Below are 18,099 nucleotides of genomic sequence, written 5' to 3'. Positions count from 1 at the left end.
AAACCCATACATGAAAAAATGATGAAAGAGAGTGATTTAAATGACACATCACAAAAATGAACAACAACCTTCTCAAGAACTTCAAACAACGGAGCAGCCACAAAAACGAAAGAAGAAGCCAAACGGCTGGTTTAAGCCATTTGTCAGCGGTGTTGTAGGCGGTACGCTGGCGTTAGGTGTGTACGTCCTTTCGCCATATGCCCAGCACGCATCAGACAACACAGCACATAATTCAGCAGTGGTATCGACAAATGATACAAGTGCCAATTCGTCAAAAACAACCGCCGTCCAAACATCACATTCATCGAGCAGCATCTCCAGCATGGTGGAAAATGTATCACCAGCCATTGTCGGCATTACAAACTACCAAGCGCAAAGTCAAACAGACACGAGCTTCGGCGATTTCAATACGCCTTTTGATGAATCACAGCAAAATAAAAGCAGTCAAGAGGAAAAAACAGGTACAGGCTCAGGAGTGATTTTCAAAAAATCCGGCAGTAAAGCCTATGTCTTAACAAATAACCACGTCATTGAAGGGGCAAATAAACTCACAGTATCCTTACACGATGGCAAAACCGCCAAAGGTAAACTGGTTGGAGCTGACCCGCTGACTGACCTAGCTGTTGTAGAAATTAGCAGCAGTCACGTAACGAAGGTTGCGGCATTAGGCGATTCCTCCTCGCTGCGTGCTGGGGAAACCGTCATCGCGATCGGAAACCCGCTTGGTGAAGATCTATCAAGAACCGTGACACAAGGAATTGTCAGCGGTGTCGACCGAACAGTCTCGATGAACACATCCTCAGGTGAAAGCAGCATTAATGTCATTCAAACAGATGCAGCTATTAACCCAGGAAACAGCGGCGGCCCGCTTCTTACGACAGATGGAAAGGTTGTGGGGATCACGAGTATGAAAATTTCTGAAACAGGTGTTGAAGGCATTGGATTCGCGCTTCCAATCAATGATGTCAAACCAATCGCCGATCAGCTTCTCGCAAAAGGAAAGATTGAGCGTCCATATATCGGCATCAGCATGCTGGATCTCGAACAAGTCCCGGACGTGTATCAGAAAGAAACACCCGGTCTCAAAAATAGTCGGCTTGATCAAGGCGTATACGTCAAAGAAATCGCCGCAGGCTCACCTGCCGCCAAAGCCGGCTTAAAGTCAGAGGATGTCATTACCGCCATCAATGGGAAACAAATCAAAACCGGAAGTGAATTACGTCATGAACTATACACGAATACGAAAGTTGGAGACACCGTGAGCATCACACTCATTCGAAACGGAAAAGAAGAAACGAAGAAGGTGACATTAACACAAACTGAATCTAAGCAGGTAAGTTCCTAATGCAAAAAGTAAAAGGGCTAAAATCAAGATGATTTTAGCCCTTTTTTCTTTTCAGCGTGATAGAAAACCTTTGCAGATCTGACAAAGAATGCGAGGGTTTGTCTATACGCTGAGCAGCTCATCATGAGCTGCTTTTTTATGATGACTGAATTGGCGTTAATCTTTGTTCTATTTCTGCTCGTTTGTGCTCTAGAAATGGCGGAAGGGCTAATTGATCGCCAAGCTCATCTACTCCTTCGTCGACTGTAAATCCAGGGCCGTCTGTTGAAATTTCAAATAAGATACCATTCGGTTCTCTAAAGTAAAGGGCTTTAAAGTAGAAACGTTCCACAACACCAGAGTTCGTGAAGCCTGCTTTTGATATTTTGTCATACCATTTTTCCAGTTCCTCTGCATCTTCCACGCGAAAGGCTACGTGATGCACACTTCCTCTGCCGGAACGCTCAGAAGGCCCTTCAGTTTTTTCGATCACATGAATTTCTGTTCCAGCACCGCCATTTCCTGACTCAAAAATGGTCACGATCTCACCATCATTTGATTGTTCACGCGCTCTTTCGGTGAAGCCAAGGATGTCTGTTAAAACACGGATCGTTTTGTCCGCTTCTGCAACAGTTAATTCCACTGGACCCAAACCTCTAATGGCAAACTCTGCCGGAATATCATCATGCACTGGCGGTGAGCCTGCTTCTTGTGCGTTCGGTTCTACTGTTAAAAATAGCTGCTGCCCTTCTGGATCTTGAAAGCGCAAGGCAGGTCTGCCCCCTCTCAAGGAAGCCGTTTCTTGCTGTACGTCTGTCTCTTCAAAACGCTTTTCCCAAAATGAAAGTGCTTCTTCAGAAGAAACGAGAAGGCCTGTGCTTGTGATCGCGTTTGTTCCTTTCAAACGACGAGCGAGCATTGGAATTTCAAAGAATGTGAGCTCCGTTCCCGGTGAAGCGACCTCATCTCCATAAAATAAATGATACATAGATGGGTCATCCTGATTGACCGTTTTCTTTACAAGTTTTAAGCCAAGAATCTGGCGGTAGAAATCAACATTTTTTTGAGCATTGGCTGTTAATGCAGATACGTGGTGAATTCCATTGATTTTCATTACGTTCACTCCTATTTCTAAATATCTCGAATTCAAGATAATATCCTTATGAATAAAATAGGTCATTTTTCAAGAAAAGTCAACCATTTGGCTAGATGTTCGGTTTCTAACGATAAAATTAACATTAAATCAAAAATAATCTTTTATTGTTCGTTTTTAACGAAACATTCACCCTGATATCTCCAATAAACGAACACTTTTAAATACAAATACGAAAATCAGAAAATTTTTTTAATTCTTGTTTTCCTAAAATCGTATTACAATGAACGAAATACATGTCACAGTAACGTACGAAAGTGATGCAGGAGGTCGCGAGTAATGAACAAAGAACAACCAGCGTTAAAACAGGACATCGGCTTATTTTTCGCCCTATCTCTTGTCATCGGGACTATTATCGGGTCCGGCGTCTTTATGAAGCCAGGCAACGTCCTTTCCTATTCAGGAAGCTCAGATATCGCATTATTCGCTTGGCTGCTAGGCGGCATTTTAACCCTTGCAGGCGGACTCACTGTTGCTGAAATTGGTACACAAATCCCTCGGACTGGCGGATTGTATGCCTACCTTGAAGAAGTGTATGGTGAGTTTTGGGGCTATTTATGCGGCTGGGTGCAGATTATCATTTACGGACCTGCCATCATCGGTGCGCTCGGTCTTTATTTTGGTTCATTGTTAGCTAATTTATTTTCTCTATCTTCTTTATGGTCGACAACAATTGGCATTATCACTGTTTTATTTTTATGTTTCATTAACATCATGGGAACAAAATACGGCGGTTTTGTTCAAGGGCTGACCACCATCGGAAAGCTTGTCCCGATTGCCGCTATTATTGTGTTTGGCTTATGGAAAGGAAACGAAAATGTTTTTATGGCTGTCAACGATAGCATCGCTCAAATGAACTTCGGTGCAGCGATCTTGGCTACGTTGTTTGCCTATGACGGCTGGATATTGCTTGCAGCACTTGGCGGTGAGATGAAAAACCCAGAGAAGCTGCTTCCTCGTGCAATGGCAGGCGGGATTTTAATCGTCACGGCTTGCTATCTCTTTATTAATGTCGCTCTTTTGCACGTGTTACCAGCAGATCAAATCGTACAGCTTGGAGAAAATGCGACAAGTACTGCTGCGACAATGCTCTTTGGACCAATCGGCGGTAAGGTCATTAGTATCGGCATCATCATTAGTATCTTTGGCTGTTTGAACGGAAAGGTTCTTTCATTCCCACGTGTGATTTTCGCGATGGCAGAGCGAAAGCAAATTCCTTTCGCAAACGCGATTTCACGTATTCACCCTACATTTAAAACACCGTGGATTGCTGTATTTGTACAAATTTTGATCGCCATTGTGTTTATGGTCGTCAGCAATCCAGAAAAGCTGTCAGAGGTTTCGATCTTCATGATCTACATCTTTTATGTCATGGCCTTTTTCGCAGTCTTTAAACTGAGAAAACAAAACAAAGGAATCGAGCGTGCTTATAGCGTACCACTTTATCCGCTCACACCAATCGTTGCGATTATCGGTTCTTTATTCGTCTTAATCAGCACCATGATCACCGACTGGAAAAGCTGTCTCATCTCTATGCTGATCGGGATTGCTGGACTGCCTATTTATTATTATATGAAAAAAACACACAAAAAAGCAGAGCGCTAATCAGCTCTGCTTTTTTTTATATTGCTTAATCACTTTGTATGATTCGTTTAAATATCTCATGAGCCGGTATGGCTTACTAAGCACGCGGATTGGGAGTCTTGAGATAAATCCATTCAAATTCGCCTTATATTCCTGCGTCATCCGCTTTGGCTTTGTCGCAATTTTTTCGTATACTTCTTTGTAAAATTCCTTCATGATGTCGACTTTCACACTGATCTTCTGATGACACTCTGTACACTCAACGCTTTTCATCTGATCATTCACATAAACGATGCTGTGGAGGGTCTCTTCTTGGCACCGAGTACAATGTAGGTTCGCTTCCATTTCGGTTTTCTTCAAGATACACAGCTCCTTTCTCGTTTGATGTTGCTCTTTTTATACAATTCGATGGGTATTAGCCGTTTATTGGACGGAAGCTTCCTTTAAAATGGCTGCGGCCGTTAGTTCGTCTGTCACCAGTACTTGAATAAAGCCGCCATTTAAAGCCCCTAAAATACTTTCAGCCTTATGGGTTCCTTCTACAACAGCGATGACCGTTTTGACGCTCTTTAACTGCTCCAGTGATAAACCAATGACCTTTTGGTTCAGTTCATCTTGGACAGGTTTGCCTTGACCGTCAAAGAAACGAAAGCCAATATCACCAACAGCCCCTGATTGCCTTAAACCAGATAAATCTTCTTCTTTTAAGTAACCAACTGTTTTTAACGTTGAACCTTTATGCGGGTTGCCAATACCGATGAGGGCAATATCTACATTTTTACCTTCTTCAAGCACAGCTTCTATATCCTGCATTGCCATGAGCCGCTCTTTTAATTCTTCTGTTTCTAAAATCGCCGGGGCATATAAATAGGAACACGTGCCATTCATTTTCTTTGCCAGCTCATATGCCAGCTGATTGGCATGAATGTCGACTGCCTGCCTGCCCATTCCGCCCTCTAATGGAATGACCTTCACATCGTTTCTTCGCTCGAACGGGTATTCCTTTACAAGCGCAGCTAGTGTAGTTCCCCATGAAATACCGATTTTCTCCGCGTCTTTCATGTTTTTAGATAAATAATAGGCGCCTGCTTGACCGACTGCCCGTTTCACCATCTCAGACATTGTCCCGACGCTTGGGACAACGACAGCATCTGTTAATTGAAAAGTTGTTTCTAGCTGCTTTTCCAGTTCCACCGTATGAATACTTTCGTCTTTAATGTACACCTCAACAATTCCCACATCTTTTGCTTTTTGTAAGAGCTTTGAAATGACTGGTCTTGAGACATTGAGCTTTTTTGCGATTTCCTGCTGCGTCCACCCGTCTGTATAATAAAGATGAGCAACTTTGACGAGCTGTCGTCTTTCTTCCCAATTCAGCATGTGACATCATCCTTTTAATATACTATGATTCCCAGTATACCAAACATTCGTTTCTAATTGGCACAATTGTTATGAAAATGACAAAAAGAGCGATTACCTCTCCGCTCTTTTTCCCTCCGTATATTTTGGCTGATACGTTCTCCCGCCGTCTAACAGAATAATTTGTCCGTGTAAATAGCTTCCCTCGTCACTTGTAAGAAATAAAGTGAGTCCTGCGATATCGTCTGGTCTTCCTAATCTCCCGACAGGAATGAGCGATTGTAGCTGCCTTTTCTCCACCTCAGTAGGATAGAGCGTATCAAGCATTTGAGATTCAATCACGCGGGGTGCAATCACATTGATACGCACATGGTGTGCCCCTAATTCCTTTACAAGCGAGCGCATCAGGCCAAAAGCACCTGCTTTTGAGGCGTAATACTGAATTCCACCGCCTGAGCCAGTTATAGCAGATCCTGATCCAATCACGACAATGCTTCCTTCTTGCCGCTCACATATATAAGGTGCTGACGCTTTGATGCAATAGTAAAGACCATACAAGTTCACAGCCAGTGTCTTTTTCCAAAGTGAAAAATCGACTTCTAAAAAAGGAAGTGATTTTGTCATCCCTGCTGAATACACAAGATGAGCAATGCCGCCTAGCTCCCTTTCAGCTGCTGAGACCATCTGCTGAACACTTTCCCACGATGAAACGTCAGCTTGAAATGTCAGCAGCTCAGAGTGCTGTTTTTTTAAAAGCGAAAGTCCTTGTTCATCTATATCGGACACAGCCACTCTGTGACCTTCTTTTAAAAAACGCTCGGCAATTTCCTTTCCAATCCCTTGGGCACCGCCAACGATGAGAACTGTTTTTTGATCATTAGCCAGCACTCTCACCCCCGTCAAGCATAATCGCTGCACCATCAGTAAATGCGCCATATGATGTACTTAAAAAGACCGTCATATGGGCCACAGACTCCTTGATTTGCTCTGCATTAGGAATCAAATGGAGAGGCGGCGGCAATAAAGCGAGCACCCGAATCCCTTTGTCTTTAAATTCTCGCGCCAGCCCTTTTGTCATGGCATTCAGCATAGAATTCGATGTCGCATGTGAAATCCCGCCATCACCTGTGATACTGCCTGATGACGATATATTAATAATGCAGCCTTTTTTCTGGTCAACCATGTGCCATACGGCAGCTTGACTGGAAAGAAAGACAGTATTCACAGCGGTTTCCACTTCGTCCATCCACTCATTAGGGTGTGCGGCGTCAAGCTCCGCTTCCGTTCCTTGTGCTGCTTGATTGACCAAAATATCCAGTTTTCCGCACGTATCGATCACTTGTCTCAGCATACGCGTGGCATCACGAGGCGTTTCAAGCGGATTCATGATGATACTCGCCTGACCACCCATTTTTTGAATGTCTTCACAAATGGTTCTAGCCTTTGATTCATCATGAAATGTGTGTAAAAAAACATGTGCACCTGCCTGGGCTAAAGCCAGGCAGATGGCTTCTCCAAATCCATCTGTGCTACCTGTCACAAGTGCCGCTTTCTGATGAAGCTGGACGTGCACATGCATCTCCTCCCTATCCCTTGTTTAGCATTTATTTTCTCAGCTTACTCACGATATCAAGAGCTGCTTCATAAAAACCTTCTGAGATGGTCGGATGCGGATGAATCATTTTCGCCATCTCTTCTGCTGTTCCTTCTAAATACATAAAGGAAGAAGCTTCTGAAATCATTTCTGTGACATGCGGACCAACCATCGTTGCACCGATCACTTCACCATATGCTGTATCGTACACCAATTTAATAAAGCCTGTTTGAACACCTGCCGCTAACGCTTTACCGCTTGCCGCTAAATCAAATCGTTCAGTTTGTACGCTGAGCCCTTTAGCTTTTGCCTCTTTCTCCGTAAGACCAACACTTGCCACCTCTGGTAATGTATAAATACATCTAGGCATAATATCAGCATTCATTTTTTCAGGCACGCCGCAAATATTGCTGACCGCAACAGCAGCCTCTGCCATCGCCGCATGAGCCAGCTGATAACCGCCGGCGACATCCCCAACTGCGTATACACCTTCAGCACTTGTCTGCATCCGATCATTCACCTTGATAAACGGACCATCATGCTGAAGATCAAGCTGGTTTACAGCTGATACATTCGGTCTTCTTCCAACGCAGACAAGCAGTCTTTCCGCTGTAAAGATGTGCGTCTCCCCTTTATCATCTGTTGCATGAACCGCTTTGACTCCTTCGCTTTCCGTCACCTCTGTCACAGTGGTTTTCTTCGCGATATGGATGCCCTTTTTCTTGAGTTCTCTTTCTAGCAGCTTAGATGCTTCTTCATCCTCTTGTGGAATTATGGACGGTGCCGCTTCAATAATGGTGACTTTTGATTGAAGACTTTGGAAAATACAAGCAAGCTCAAGACCAATGACACCTCCGCCAATAATGACGACAGAAGCAGGAATATCTGGGATGTCAAAGATTGTATCACTTGTATCAAATGAAATATCTTTAAGCACCGGTATTGGCGGAATAGCTGGTGTAGATCCAGTAGCAATGATTAACTCTTTCGTTTCAATCGATTCTGATCCATCTTGTTTTTCAATCTCAATCCGATGCTTTGTCACCGCTGTGCCTCTGCCGTTATATACATCAATCTTTCCTTGCTTTAATAAAAAAGCGATTCCACCTCTGAGCTTTTCAATGACGTCATCTTTGCGCTTTCTCATTTTATCGAAAGAAAGAATCATGTCACCTGTTTCGATTCCCCAGCTTTTCGCCTTCTCGATTGATTCAATGACTTCTGCATGTTTCAGCAAGGTCTTTGAAGGGATACAGCCTCGATTTAAACAAGTACCGCCTAGAAAATCCTCCTCAATCAAAGCAACCTTCCGTCCGCGCTCAGCCGCTTGAAGGGCGGCAGTATACCCGCCAGGCCCTCCTCCAATGACTGTCAGATCATACGTTTTCGTCATCCGATTCATCTCCTACATTAGCAATTCAAATGGTTGTTCAAGCACTTTTTTAAGGTCTGTTAAAAAGGCAGCCGCTGGTGCGCCATCTACTACTCGGTGATCAAACGATAAACTGACACCCATCATTGGCCGCACCTGAATTTCTCCATCTACTGCAACAGGTTTATCTTGAATCCGTCCTACACCTAAAATCGCCACTTCTGGCTGATTAATGATCGGGGTAAAGGTATCAATGGCATACATGCCTAAGTTACTAATCGTAAAAGTGGATCCTTTCAGCTGGTCAGGAAGTAGTTTTTGATCACGTGCGTTTCGGCCAATTTCTTTCGCTTCTTTTGTTAGTTGTTTTAATCCTTTTTGATTCGCATGAGAAATGACTGGTACCATCAAGCCGTCTTTCACTGCAACAGCGAGACCAATGTGTACATCTTCATGGAAATGGAGCTCATTTTGTTCAAATGTCATATTGATCTGCGGGTGGCGCGTGAGTACATGGCTGACCGCATGAATGATGATTTCTGTGAACGACAGCCGGTAGCCTGTCTCTTTTTCAATCGCCGGAAGTAACTGCTGACGCACTTCTTTCGCTTTCGTCATATCAATTTCACTTGTTAATGTGACGTGCGGTGCTGTAAAGGCACTTTGTGACATGCGATCAGCAATCACTTTTCTCATGCCAGCTAATTTTTGTGTTTTCACAGGCGAAGCCTCTTTTGTTTGCGTTGCTGCTTGTACGTCACTCTTCATGATCTTACCGTGAGCGCCAGATCCAGAAACTGCTGCTAAATCAATTCCTTCACGAGCAGCGACTTTTTCTGCAAGCGGTGAGACGCGCTGGTCTTTCTCACTAGAATGAACGACTGCCTCGACGTCCCGCTTTTGGACTCTGCCTTTTGGCCCTGTACCAGATACCTCTTGAATCGCCACATGATGATCCTTTGCCGTTTTTCTCGCTGCGGGCGTGGCACGTACTTTTTCACCAGATGTTTTTGGGGCTTCAGTAGAACTGGATGAAGACGAGTCTGGTGAAGACGATTCGCTGCTTTCTGAGGAATCCTCATCTGCCTGTGCTGGCGGCTCGCTCGGCACCTGTTCATTTGCCTCTCCGATATATCCAATAACAGCATTGACTGGAATTTGATCATCAGCTTCGTAGTATTTCTTTAGAAAAATGCCGTCATCATAGGCTTCCACCTCGATGTTAATCTTGTCTGTCATAATTTCAAAAAGAGGCTCACCGATTTCAACCGAATCTCCTTCTTCTTTCAACCATTGAAGCAAGGTTCCGATCTCCATCGTACTGCTTAGCTTCGGCATAAATATCTCTTTTGGCATGATCTTCTCCCCTTTATTTAAGAGCGTACAAGCTCTTTTGCTGCTTCAATAATATCTGGCACTTGTGGAATGACCGCTTTTTCCAGCGTCGGGTTGTATGGTATTGGGACTGCAAGGCCGCCAAGTCGTTTAATCGGCGCATCTAAATAGTCAAACGCTTCACTTTCCGCTATCATACTTGCAATCTCTCCACCGTAGCCGCCTCGTTTGACAGCCTCATGAACCACGATACATTTACCTGTTTTCTTCACAGATTCGATAATGGTTTCTTCATCTAATGGGACAAGTGTTCTTGGGTCAATGATTTCAACATCGATTCCCTCTGCTTCTAGTTCCTTCGCCGCTTCTAATGCTTTGTGTACCATAATCGCTGTTGCTACAATTGTGACGTCTTTCCCGCTTCTTTTCACATCAGCTTTCCCTAAAGGAATCGAATAAGGCTCTTCAGGCACTTCGCCGATTGTTTTATATAAAAGCTTGTGCTCGTAGAAAATGACAGGGTTGTCATCATCCATTGCTGCTTTTAAAAGTCCTTTGGCATCATAAGCTGTTGAAGGCTGAACTACCTTTAATCCCGGAATATGAGCCATCCACGCTTCTAAGCTTTGTGAATGCTGCGCTGCGGCACCCGTTCCTGATCCTGCTGGTGTTCTCACAACGAGTGGTACTTTTCCTTTTCCGCCAAACATGTATCGTGTTTTGGCTGCTTGGTTTACAAGCTGATCCATTGCGATTGTAATAAAGTCAGAGAATTGAAGCTCTAAAATCGGACGCATACCTGTCAAAGCCGCTCCGACTGCACCTCCTGCGATGGCAGCCTCAGAGATTGGTGTATTGCGTACGCGCTCCGGACCGAACTCTTCAATCATGCCGCGCGTGACCCCAAAAGCACCGCCATATTCGCCGATATCCTCACCTAAAATGAATACATCTTGGTTCTCTCTCATTTCCTGACTCATAGCCTCTCGAACGGCTTCTAAATATGAAATCTCTCTCACTGTTGTTTTTGTCACGTGATTCCCCTCCTAATTAGGCGTATACATCCTCTAATAGTGTATCGATTGACGGTTCTTTACTGTTTTTAGCGAATTCTACAGACGCTTCAATTTCCTGCTTCGCTTCTTCCTGCAAGGCCTCTGCCTGCTCTTCTGTCAAAACATTCAGTTCAATCAAGAGAGACTTAAAGCGCTTGATTCCGTCTTTTTGTCTCCACTCTGTTTCTTCTTCACGTGTACGGTATTTTTTCGCATCACTCTTAGAATGACCCTTCCAGCGATACGTTTTCATTTCAATAAGTGATGGACCTTCTCCAGCTCTTGCGCGGCTGACTGCTTCATCTACTGAGTTCATAATCTCGACCATGTCATTTCCATCAATCGATTTCCCAGGTATTCCGTAGCTTTCTGCTCTTGTTGAAATGTCTTCAATGTTGATCATTTCTTTTACAGGGCCAGACATGCCGTACTGATTGTTTTCACAAATGAATACAACAGGCAGATCCCAAATGGATGCAAGATTTAGCGCTTCGTGAAAGCTGCCTTCATTTGTCGCTCCATCTCCGAAGAAACAAAGAACGACATAGCCTTCCTGTTTCATTTTAGATGTGAGCGCTGCACCTGTTGCCAGCGGGATACCGCCGCCAACGATTCCATTTGCGCCAAGGTTCCCTTTTTCTAAATCAGCGATATGCATCGAGCCGCCTTTTCCTTTGCAATAGCCAGTCTCACGTCCGAATAGTTCTGCCATCATCTTATTGACCTCTGCACCTTTTGCAATACAGTGACCATGTCCACGGTGCGTGCTGACGATCTTATCTTCGTCCTTTAATACGGCAATTGATCCAACAGCTGACGCTTCCTGTCCGACACATAAATGAGTGGTTCCATGGATAAGTCCTTTGGCAAAGAATTGATCGACCTTTTCATCAAAATATCTCACTAACCACATTTGTTTATATAAATCTGCTAATCTCTCATGACTAATCTGTTCAGGCAAAGTGATTTGTTTTTGCATTTCTTCTCTCCCCTTTACATTTGTTCTTATATGTTACATTTGTAATAATCATACGTTTAAGTATCTTTGAAGTCAAGCATTTCTCTTTCATTTTTAAGCGTTTTCATCTTTTATCAGAAAAAAAGAGAAAGGCAAAGCCCTTTTCTAAAGAACTTCTCTTTCTCTTCCAATCTCCTAGGTTCTCATTCATCTGGGTACATCATGATTTTGACACTCTCACCTTCAGGGTGCCTTGCGCATTCTATCGCCTGAAGGAGCTGACTTAACGGATAACGATGCGTCACCATCTTTTCTGTGTTGACCACTTTTGCTCTTAAAAGTTCAAGGGCTTCGAGGTAGTGATAAGGATGTGAGGAATAGGCTCCTACTACTTTCACTTCATCATGGAAAAATCGATCAGCCGGAATGGAGACGTCTCCCTTTGGAAAATGAGCAAACACTAAAATCGTTCCGCCTCTCGCTACCGATTGAAATGCTTCTTTTAAAAGCGCACTACTCCCAACAGAAATAATGACGAGGTCTGCTCCCTTTCCATTTGTTTCTCTCATGACCCGGTCTTCCACCGGCTCAGAGGCTGGATGAAAAGCGACGTCTGCACCTAAATTTCTCGCTTGCAGCAGCCGGTTCTCATTCACATCCGTTATCATCACTTTCCCAGCTAAGTAATGTTTGGCAAGCTGTAGTTGAATGCAGCCAATTTGCCCCGCTCCAAGAATCAGTACAGAATCTCCTGGATGAACAGGTGCTCGTTCAAACCCGTGCAGGCAGCAGGCGACTGGCTCCACCATCGCCCCTTGCTCATATGAGACATCATTCGGGAGCTTGCCCATTGTGTGCTTGACATGTAATGCAGGGACGCGGATATACTCTGAAAACCCGCCTGGCTCTACATTAGTGGCTGCAAACTGCGGACACATTGTATAAAATCCCTTTTGACAAAAGTCACAGGTGAAGCAAGGTACATGGTGCGCAACATAAACCCTGTCTCCCGTTTTTATATTTGTCACATTTTTTCCGGTTTCAACAACATCTCCTGCGATTTCGTGCCCTAGTACCGTTCCAGGAGGTACCGTCTCATGTGTTGCTTTGTAAATATCTGTGCCGCATAAGCCGCAGGCACGCATTCTTAATAGCACTTCATCATCACCAATCGCAGGCCGGTTCCGCTCCTCACACCGAATGTCCTCTGAAGAATAAAAGACAGCTGATTTCATGTAGCTGCATCCTCCTTTTCATCACCTTTCGCAAAATCCTGCAACGTTTGCACAAGCTGCTTGTACTCACTCATCTCACTGGATATCCAGTAACGTCCTCCGAATATGCGAGATGGGCCCACCCTGACATAGACTTTTCCGATATGAGGGTATGGCTTGATAAAAAGCTTTCCTTTAATATCAGAGACCGCATATGTGTGCCATCTGCCAAACGCTCCGATTTTGAGTTTATCTTCACTAATGATGACGTTTGTCGGCTGGTTTAGCCCAGTGATGCTAGAAAGCATGAGAATAGGCAGCGTATAAACGCCTAACACAGCTAACGGTTCAGGTCCTGCTGACATTAACGTATAAAGAGACCAAAGGAAAAACAGACAGATGAGTACGGCTGGAAGAAAAATAGACAACACTGCAGACGTTCGGCTATAAGCATGATGCTGCATGAGACGTCCTCCTTTCAGATACATAGAAGGAGCCGGGAAAGCAAAGCTCCTCCATGGGATGATTGTTTACTTAATATGATCGATGATTTTTTCAATATCATCTTCTATGCCAAATCCGGTTAAAAAAGATAATGTTTGAATGACAGGCGTTCCTTTCGTATCACTCACTGGTGTGGTCGTCACGATTAAATCGGCGCCCTCCGCTTTTTGCGGGACTTCTGATGCCTTGCACTGCTCCACCACAACATCGTATCCTTTTTCCTTTAACGTCTCTTCAACCTTTTTGGCAACAACCGTTGATGTTGCAACCGCTGTTCCGCATGAAACCAATATTTTCTTTGCCATAAGAATCCCTCCAGCTCTTTTATTGATCTTTCTGATCTAAGCCCATTTCTTTCGCATACTGCTTTCTAATATCATTTCGCACCCAGTACCATAGAAGCGCATAAGCCAGAGCACAGATGATGGCTGCAATAAAGTACGGGTTGCTCGGATCAAGAAGTCTCACCATGATCCAAGGAATGACGTGGGAACCAAGGTCAATACCTGAAATCATATTGGCTCCTTCTGGGAAGTCAAACCCGACTGCTTTTCCCATTGTTGTCGCAAGTGGTGCAAGATTCGTTGCGATAAAGAAGACAATCATTAATGTAAAAATACTGTTAATAAGACCACGAATAATGTTTCCACGAGCGGCTGCTACTGCCCATACAACTGTAAATGGTAGAACTGATAAGTCAGCAAACGGCAGCATGCCATTGTAAGGGAGAACGACTGCAAGTAGAATCGTAATCGGCACCATAAGAAGGGCTACCGCCATATTCGCCGGATGACCAATTACAATTGCTGTATCTAACCCAATATAGACATTTTTCCCAGGGAAGCGCTTTTGAATATAAGAACGAGCGCCCTCAGAGATTGGAATAAGACCTTCCATTAATAACGCAACCATTCTTGGCATGAGCACAAGAACTGCTGCCATTTGGATACCAAGCGTCATGACTCCTTTCGCATCATAGCCACCTAAAAGACCAATAATGATACCAAGTATGAGACCCATCACAAGCGGTTCGCCAAAAATACCAAAACGTTTCTTCAATGTTTCTGGATCAGCATGAATTTTGTTTAAGCCAGGGATCTTGTCAATGATACGGTTGGACGCATACATAAGAGGCGCGAAGTTGACCGTTTCAGCATGAGCCATCGATACGCCTTTCAATCCAAAATGGTGTTCGATTGTTGGTGCCGTCCAATCGGCTAATTTAAGCGTAATAGCAGAGACGATCAACCCAACAGCAAGTGCCAAGAACATATTATGATAAGCGTAGTAAGTCACAGAGGCTGCGAAAATCAAATGCCAGAAGTTCCAAATATCCACATTCAGTGTTTTCGTAAAGTTAACGGACAATAAGATGACATTTAACAAAAGCACAAGAGGAATCATCAAAGGGGCAACAGGTGTACCAAAGGATATAGCAGCTCCAATCGGCCAACCAACATCCAAAATATCGAGCTTTAGCCCGAGGGAATTAACCATGGCTTTTGCTGCTGGCCCAAGGCCACTCACAAGCAAATTAATAACAAGGTTGACACCGACAAAACCAATTCCGATCGTAATACCGGCTCGGAAGGATTTCTTAAAGCCTTGCCTTAAAATCATACCGAAAAGCGTCATAATAATCGGGAGCATAATAGTTGGTCCAAGGTCTAATATAAAATCGACAGCTTGCTTGATCATACATCCACCTCCTGGATTTTTCAGATAAAGCGCTTACATTGTTTTGTGAAAGTCTATTGATTTAATTCTTTCTGAAGCACATCAACCGCTTCGTCATACGACGTCATATCAGACAGCTTCGTCATCACCTCTTCTTTTCTAAAAAGTGTCATGAGCTTCTCTAACATCACAAGTTGCTTACTAGGTTCAGAGATTGCTAGGACGAACACAATTTTGGCTAGCACAGTTTCATCAGGGCTTCCCATCTTGTGAAAGATAACAGGTTCCTTTAAAGTGGCTACACTAATCGCTGGTTTATTCACATGCTCTGGATCTGTATGTGGAATTGCTACACCAAAGGTCGCAAGTGGAAGGCCCGTAGGATATGTTTTTTCTCTTTCAAGCACCGCTGGTAAAAAGCTCGACTTAATATATCCTCCCGCTTCTAATTGCTCTGCTAAATATGTGGTCACCTCCTCTCTTGAAGATGCATCGTACTGCAGCTTGATCAGCTGTTCATCTAACTCAAACAAGTTGTTCAAACAACCACTCCTTTCATTTGGTATAAATATGAACACATGTAACAAAAAGAAAGAAAATTTTGGAATAGAACCTTTTATAAAGCGCTTACAAATATTCATCCTGAAAAATGTTCAATGTTGTTACCTTTGTAAAGATATTATAATATTCTAAATTATAAGTCAATGTTCCTAGGGAAAATTTTATAAAAAAAGATGCAGGCTTTTCTGCATCTCAGATTGTTGACAAAGGGCTAAAATGATCTTTATTTTAGCCCTTTGTCTTCTTTTCAGCCTGACCTGAAAACCTTTGAAGTCTAGGAAGGCCGGCTACTTTTGCTGAGCGAATTTTCAATTCGTGAGCACCAGCACGCAGGACTGACAAAGAATGCGAAGGTTTGTCTACACGCTGAGATGCGGTCTTTTCTGCATCTTTCATCAACTCTGCTCTACTTCTTATTAAATGTGACTTCCTCTCTCTAATTACTCTGTACTTGCTCTTTGATGTCAGCAACAAATTTGTCATTCATACGCAAAAAAGACCCTTAATCATTGAGAAATACATTACAGTCCTGTACTTCATAAATGGCGAAGCGTCTTCCGCTCTCTGATCAGCTGTGTTTCTTTTATTTTAAATAAAAAAAGAAACGCCATCCTTAAGAGGCGCTTCTTTTCCCGGGAAATGTTCTTATTGGGCAGATAGCTTTAAATTGACGCCAACGGCAGTTCCGTTTCTCGAGGAGTCAGCCACCCCAGTAAAGGTTCCTGCTTTTCGATCAATGAGTAGCGCTTGGACATTTCCTATATCAATAGGCGAATTGCCGAAACGATGTCCCATGTCATTAAGCTTTGTTCTCACATCGAGAGGGACACCTACTTCATAACGATAAGAAGTTGGGCTGTTTGTATAAATTCTTGGTTCTTCAACTGCATCCTGAAGCTCCATCTCATATTCAAGCAAATTCAAAATGGTTTGTGAAACAGAAGCAATGATGGTCGTTCCCCCCGGTGAACCTACTGTCATGACAGGCTCATTATCTTTAAAAATGATGGTCGGTGTCATACTGGACAATGGTCGTTTATTCGGCTGAACTTCATTTGCTCCGCCTGGCCTTGCATCAAAATCTGTTAGTTCATTGTTCAAGAAAAAGCCATATTCCGGGACGAGAATCCCTGTACCAAATAACTGTTCAATGGTTGTCGTGAATGACACAACATTTCCCCACTGATCGGCAACAGTAAAATGTGTGGTCTCACCAATGGTTTTATCTTCAGGCTGCGGAACAATAGGGGATGGATTTTTTTCATCCTCATACGCCCACGGATCTCCTTCTTTCGGGTTACGATTCTTTTGATCTAATTGAATAAGAGAGGCTCTTTCTGAAATGTAATCATCGTCTAATAGTCCTTTTAGTGGAACATCTACGAACTCGGGGTCGCCGGCATATGCAGCACGGTCAGCATAGGAGAGATGCATCGTTTCAGCAAGTAGCTGATATTTTTCAAATGATTTGGGGTCATATTGAGATAGGTTAAAGTGGTCAAGTATTTTGAGAATTTGCAGCATAAACACCCCGCCTGAGCTTGGTGGAGGCATACTTGCAAGCTGGTATCCTTTATAGTCTCCCCAGATAGGCTTGTCAGTCTCGACCTCATAACGACCAATGTCATCAGTTGTCATCGTACCGCCAAAATCTTGGACTGTATTTGCAAGTGCCTTTGCTACTTTTCCTTCATAAAATGCTTTGCTTCCTTTTTTCGCAATGAGCTTAAATGTTTTTGCAAGACCTGGCTGAACTAGGAGGTCTCCTTCTTTGAGCGGCTGATCATCTGGAAGAAAGATTGGCGCTGCGGCCGTTTTTTTCAATTTTCCTTGATGATCATCAATGGCTTTTGCCAGAACAGAATCGATTTCAAATCCATCCTCTGCAAGCTCAATGGAAGGCTTAATCAATTCCTTCATCGAGCGGGTTCCCCACTTATCTAATGCCGCCTCAAGACCTTTTACAGTCCCTGGAACACCAACAGCATTACCGTGTGTAGATCGCTCATCGAACGGGATGACTTTCCCCTCATCTGTTAAAAACATGTCTGGTGTTGCGCCTTGTGGTGCTCTTTCTCGACTATTGATGATGGATGTTTCTTTTGTCTTCCCATCATAAACCATCATAAATCCTCCGCCACCAATTCCAGACATCATTGGCTCTGTCACATTCAGTGCGTACTGGATGGCAACAGCAGCGTCAACAGCGTTTCCACCTTTCTTTAATACATCTGCACCCACTTCTGATGCGAGTGGATGGGCAGTAGCCACCATGCCATCCTTCCCAACAGCTACTTTATTCCCATGAGTTTCGTTTGCAGTGACCTGACTGACAGGCAGGAAAAACGAGAAAACCAACAGACATATGGACAAAATAGTTAGAGAAATGCGTTTCATACACAACACCCC

The 18,099-nt window shown here is 43.7% G+C and carries 18 protein-coding genes; 2 read left to right on the top strand and 16 right to left on the bottom strand.

The genetic code is table 11. From position 1 onward, the window contains the following. The first annotated feature begins 40 nt into the window (after nucleotides 1-40). Nucleotides 41-1,345, top strand: coding sequence for a trypsin-like peptidase domain-containing protein (locus MHH54_RS06250; protein ID WP_342500794.1), 1,305 nt, complete (start codon nucleotides 41-43; stop codon nucleotides 1,343-1,345). Nucleotides 1,346-1,481: 136 nt separating this feature from the next. On the opposite strand, the gene MHH54_RS06245 is transcribed toward MHH54_RS06250, so the two are convergent. Next, the gene (locus MHH54_RS06245; protein ID WP_003212217.1) at nucleotides 1,482-2,438 is read right to left on the bottom strand and encodes a ring-cleaving dioxygenase; all 957 of its coding nucleotides are present in this window, start codon (nucleotides 2,436-2,438) and stop codon (nucleotides 1,482-1,484) included. A gap of 318 nt (nucleotides 2,439-2,756) precedes the next feature. On the opposite strand from MHH54_RS06245, the gene MHH54_RS06240 reads away from it, so the two are divergent. Then, nucleotides 2,757-4,082, top strand: coding sequence for an amino acid permease (locus tag MHH54_RS06240; protein ID WP_321999088.1), 1,326 nt, complete (start codon nucleotides 2,757-2,759; stop codon nucleotides 4,080-4,082). On the opposite strand, the gene MHH54_RS06235 is transcribed toward MHH54_RS06240, so the two are convergent. The 15 genes from MHH54_RS06235 to ggt all read right to left on the bottom strand — a co-directional run bounded on the left by MHH54_RS06235 (nucleotide 4,083) and on the right by ggt (nucleotide 18,087). Then, nucleotides 4,083-4,421: a bh protein gene (locus MHH54_RS06235; protein WP_034619978.1), complete on the bottom strand. Its 339-nt coding sequence runs from the start codon at nucleotides 4,419-4,421 to the stop codon at nucleotides 4,083-4,085. Nucleotides 4,422-4,484: 63 nt separating this feature from the next. Next, nucleotides 4,485-5,441: a sugar-binding transcriptional regulator gene (locus MHH54_RS06230; RefSeq protein ID WP_003211594.1), complete on the bottom strand. Its 957-nt coding sequence runs from the start codon at nucleotides 5,439-5,441 to the stop codon at nucleotides 4,485-4,487. 93 nt (nucleotides 5,442-5,534) lie between these two features. Further along, nucleotides 5,535-6,341 carry an SDR family oxidoreductase gene (locus MHH54_RS06225; RefSeq protein ID WP_034619980.1) on the bottom strand — a complete coding sequence of 269 codons (807 nt, stop codon included), beginning with the start codon at nucleotides 6,339-6,341 and terminating at the stop codon, nucleotides 5,535-5,537. Further along, entirely contained in the window at nucleotides 6,298-6,999 is a 702-nt protein-coding gene (locus tag MHH54_RS06220; protein WP_213019662.1) for an SDR family NAD(P)-dependent oxidoreductase, read from the bottom strand. The genes MHH54_RS06225 and MHH54_RS06220 overlap by 44 nt, the downstream gene beginning before the upstream one ends. Before the next feature lie 25 nt (nucleotides 7,000-7,024). Continuing rightward, on the bottom strand, nucleotides 7,025-8,407 hold the full coding sequence (gene lpdA / locus MHH54_RS06215) for a dihydrolipoyl dehydrogenase (protein WP_226805073.1): 1,383 nt from the start codon (nucleotides 8,405-8,407) through the stop codon (nucleotides 7,025-7,027). Between the two features lie 12 nt (nucleotides 8,408-8,419). Further along, entirely contained in the window at nucleotides 8,420-9,742 is a 1,323-nt protein-coding gene (locus MHH54_RS06210) for a dihydrolipoamide acetyltransferase family protein (protein WP_106032377.1), read from the bottom strand. A gap of 17 nt (nucleotides 9,743-9,759) precedes the next feature. Beyond that, the gene (locus MHH54_RS06205; RefSeq protein ID WP_342500909.1) at nucleotides 9,760-10,740 is read right to left on the bottom strand and encodes an alpha-ketoacid dehydrogenase subunit beta; all 981 of its coding nucleotides are present in this window, start codon (nucleotides 10,738-10,740) and stop codon (nucleotides 9,760-9,762) included. Between the two features lie 31 nt (nucleotides 10,741-10,771). Further along, nucleotides 10,772-11,755, bottom strand: coding sequence for a pyruvate dehydrogenase (acetyl-transferring) E1 component subunit alpha (gene pdhA, locus MHH54_RS06200; RefSeq protein ID WP_106032376.1), 984 nt, complete (start codon nucleotides 11,753-11,755; stop codon nucleotides 10,772-10,774). Between the two features lie 182 nt (nucleotides 11,756-11,937). Then, nucleotides 11,938-12,969, bottom strand: a complete 1,032-nt coding sequence (locus MHH54_RS06195; protein ID WP_342500793.1) for an alcohol dehydrogenase catalytic domain-containing protein — start codon at nucleotides 12,967-12,969, stop codon at nucleotides 11,938-11,940. Further along, entirely contained in the window at nucleotides 12,966-13,412 is a 447-nt protein-coding gene (locus tag MHH54_RS06190) for a hypothetical protein (protein ID WP_003211419.1), read from the bottom strand. Before MHH54_RS06190 ends, MHH54_RS06195 begins: the two co-directional genes overlap by 4 nt. Before the next feature lie 66 nt (nucleotides 13,413-13,478). Further along, the gene (locus MHH54_RS06185; RefSeq protein ID WP_003212259.1) at nucleotides 13,479-13,757 is read right to left on the bottom strand and encodes a PTS sugar transporter subunit IIB; all 279 of its coding nucleotides are present in this window, start codon (nucleotides 13,755-13,757) and stop codon (nucleotides 13,479-13,481) included. Nucleotides 13,758-13,776: 19 nt separating this feature from the next. Next, nucleotides 13,777-15,150: a PTS transporter subunit IIC gene (locus tag MHH54_RS06180; protein ID WP_003210771.1), complete on the bottom strand. Its 1,374-nt coding sequence runs from the start codon at nucleotides 15,148-15,150 to the stop codon at nucleotides 13,777-13,779. 53 nt (nucleotides 15,151-15,203) lie between these two features. After that, on the bottom strand, nucleotides 15,204-15,671 hold the full coding sequence (locus MHH54_RS06175; RefSeq protein ID WP_342500792.1) for a PTS sugar transporter subunit IIA: 468 nt from the start codon (nucleotides 15,669-15,671) through the stop codon (nucleotides 15,204-15,206). Nucleotides 15,672-15,918: 247 nt separating this feature from the next. Next, nucleotides 15,919-16,086, bottom strand: a complete 168-nt coding sequence (locus MHH54_RS06170; protein ID WP_342500791.1) for a hypothetical protein — start codon at nucleotides 16,084-16,086, stop codon at nucleotides 15,919-15,921. A gap of 249 nt (nucleotides 16,087-16,335) precedes the next feature. Continuing rightward, nucleotides 16,336-18,087 carry a gamma-glutamyltransferase gene (ggt, locus tag MHH54_RS06165; protein WP_106032373.1) on the bottom strand — a complete coding sequence of 584 codons (1,752 nt, stop codon included), beginning with the start codon at nucleotides 18,085-18,087 and terminating at the stop codon, nucleotides 16,336-16,338. Nucleotides 18,088-18,099 lie beyond the last annotated feature (12 nt).

It is taken from the genome of Bacillus sp. FSL K6-4563 (assembly GCF_038630405.1).
Taxonomy (GTDB): Bacteria; Bacillota; Bacilli; order Bacillales; family Bacillaceae; genus Bacillus; species Bacillus pumilus.
Note: the sequence above shows the minus strand (reverse complement) of the source record. Positions and strands in the feature narration are given on the sequence as shown.

What these genes read in the sequence shown, in the direction of transcription:
- MHH54_RS06250 (WP_342500794.1), top strand. Translation starts at nt 41, where the DNA reads ATGACACATCACAAAAATGAACAACAACCTTCTCAAGAACTTCAAACA.
- MHH54_RS06245 (WP_003212217.1), bottom strand. Translation starts at nt 2,438, where the DNA reads ATGAAAATCAATGGAATTCACCACGTATCTGCATTAACAGCCAATGCT.
- MHH54_RS06240 (WP_321999088.1), top strand. Translation starts at nt 2,757, where the DNA reads ATGAACAAAGAACAACCAGCGTTAAAACAGGACATCGGCTTATTTTTC.
- MHH54_RS06230 (WP_003211594.1), bottom strand. Translation starts at nt 5,441, where the DNA reads ATGCTGAATTGGGAAGAAAGACGACAGCTCGTCAAAGTTGCTCATCTT.
- MHH54_RS06225 (WP_034619980.1), bottom strand. Translation starts at nt 6,341, where the DNA reads ATGGTGCAGCGATTATGCTTGACGGGGGTGAGAGTGCTGGCTAATGAT.
- MHH54_RS06220 (WP_213019662.1), bottom strand. Translation starts at nt 6,999, where the DNA reads ATGCATGTGCACGTCCAGCTTCATCAGAAAGCGGCACTTGTGACAGGT.
- lpdA (WP_226805073.1), bottom strand. Translation starts at nt 8,407, where the DNA reads ATGACGAAAACGTATGATCTGACAGTCATTGGAGGAGGGCCTGGCGGG.
- MHH54_RS06210 (WP_106032377.1), bottom strand. Translation starts at nt 9,742, where the DNA reads ATGCCAAAAGAGATATTTATGCCGAAGCTAAGCAGTACGATGGAGATC.
- pdhA (WP_106032376.1), bottom strand. Translation starts at nt 11,755, where the DNA reads ATGCAAAAACAAATCACTTTGCCTGAACAGATTAGTCATGAGAGATTA.
- MHH54_RS06195 (WP_342500793.1), bottom strand. Translation starts at nt 12,969, where the DNA reads ATGAAATCAGCTGTCTTTTATTCTTCAGAGGACATTCGGTGTGAGGAG.
- MHH54_RS06190 (WP_003211419.1), bottom strand. Translation starts at nt 13,412, where the DNA reads ATGCAGCATCATGCTTATAGCCGAACGTCTGCAGTGTTGTCTATTTTT.
- MHH54_RS06185 (WP_003212259.1), bottom strand. Translation starts at nt 13,757, where the DNA reads ATGGCAAAGAAAATATTGGTTTCATGCGGAACAGCGGTTGCAACATCA.
- MHH54_RS06180 (WP_003210771.1), bottom strand. Translation starts at nt 15,150, where the DNA reads ATGATCAAGCAAGCTGTCGATTTTATATTAGACCTTGGACCAACTATT.
- MHH54_RS06170 (WP_342500791.1), bottom strand. Translation starts at nt 16,086, where the DNA reads ATGAAAGATGCAGAAAAGACCGCATCTCAGCGTGTAGACAAACCTTCG.
- ggt (WP_106032373.1), bottom strand. Translation starts at nt 18,087, where the DNA reads ATGAAACGCATTTCTCTAACTATTTTGTCCATATGTCTGTTGGTTTTC.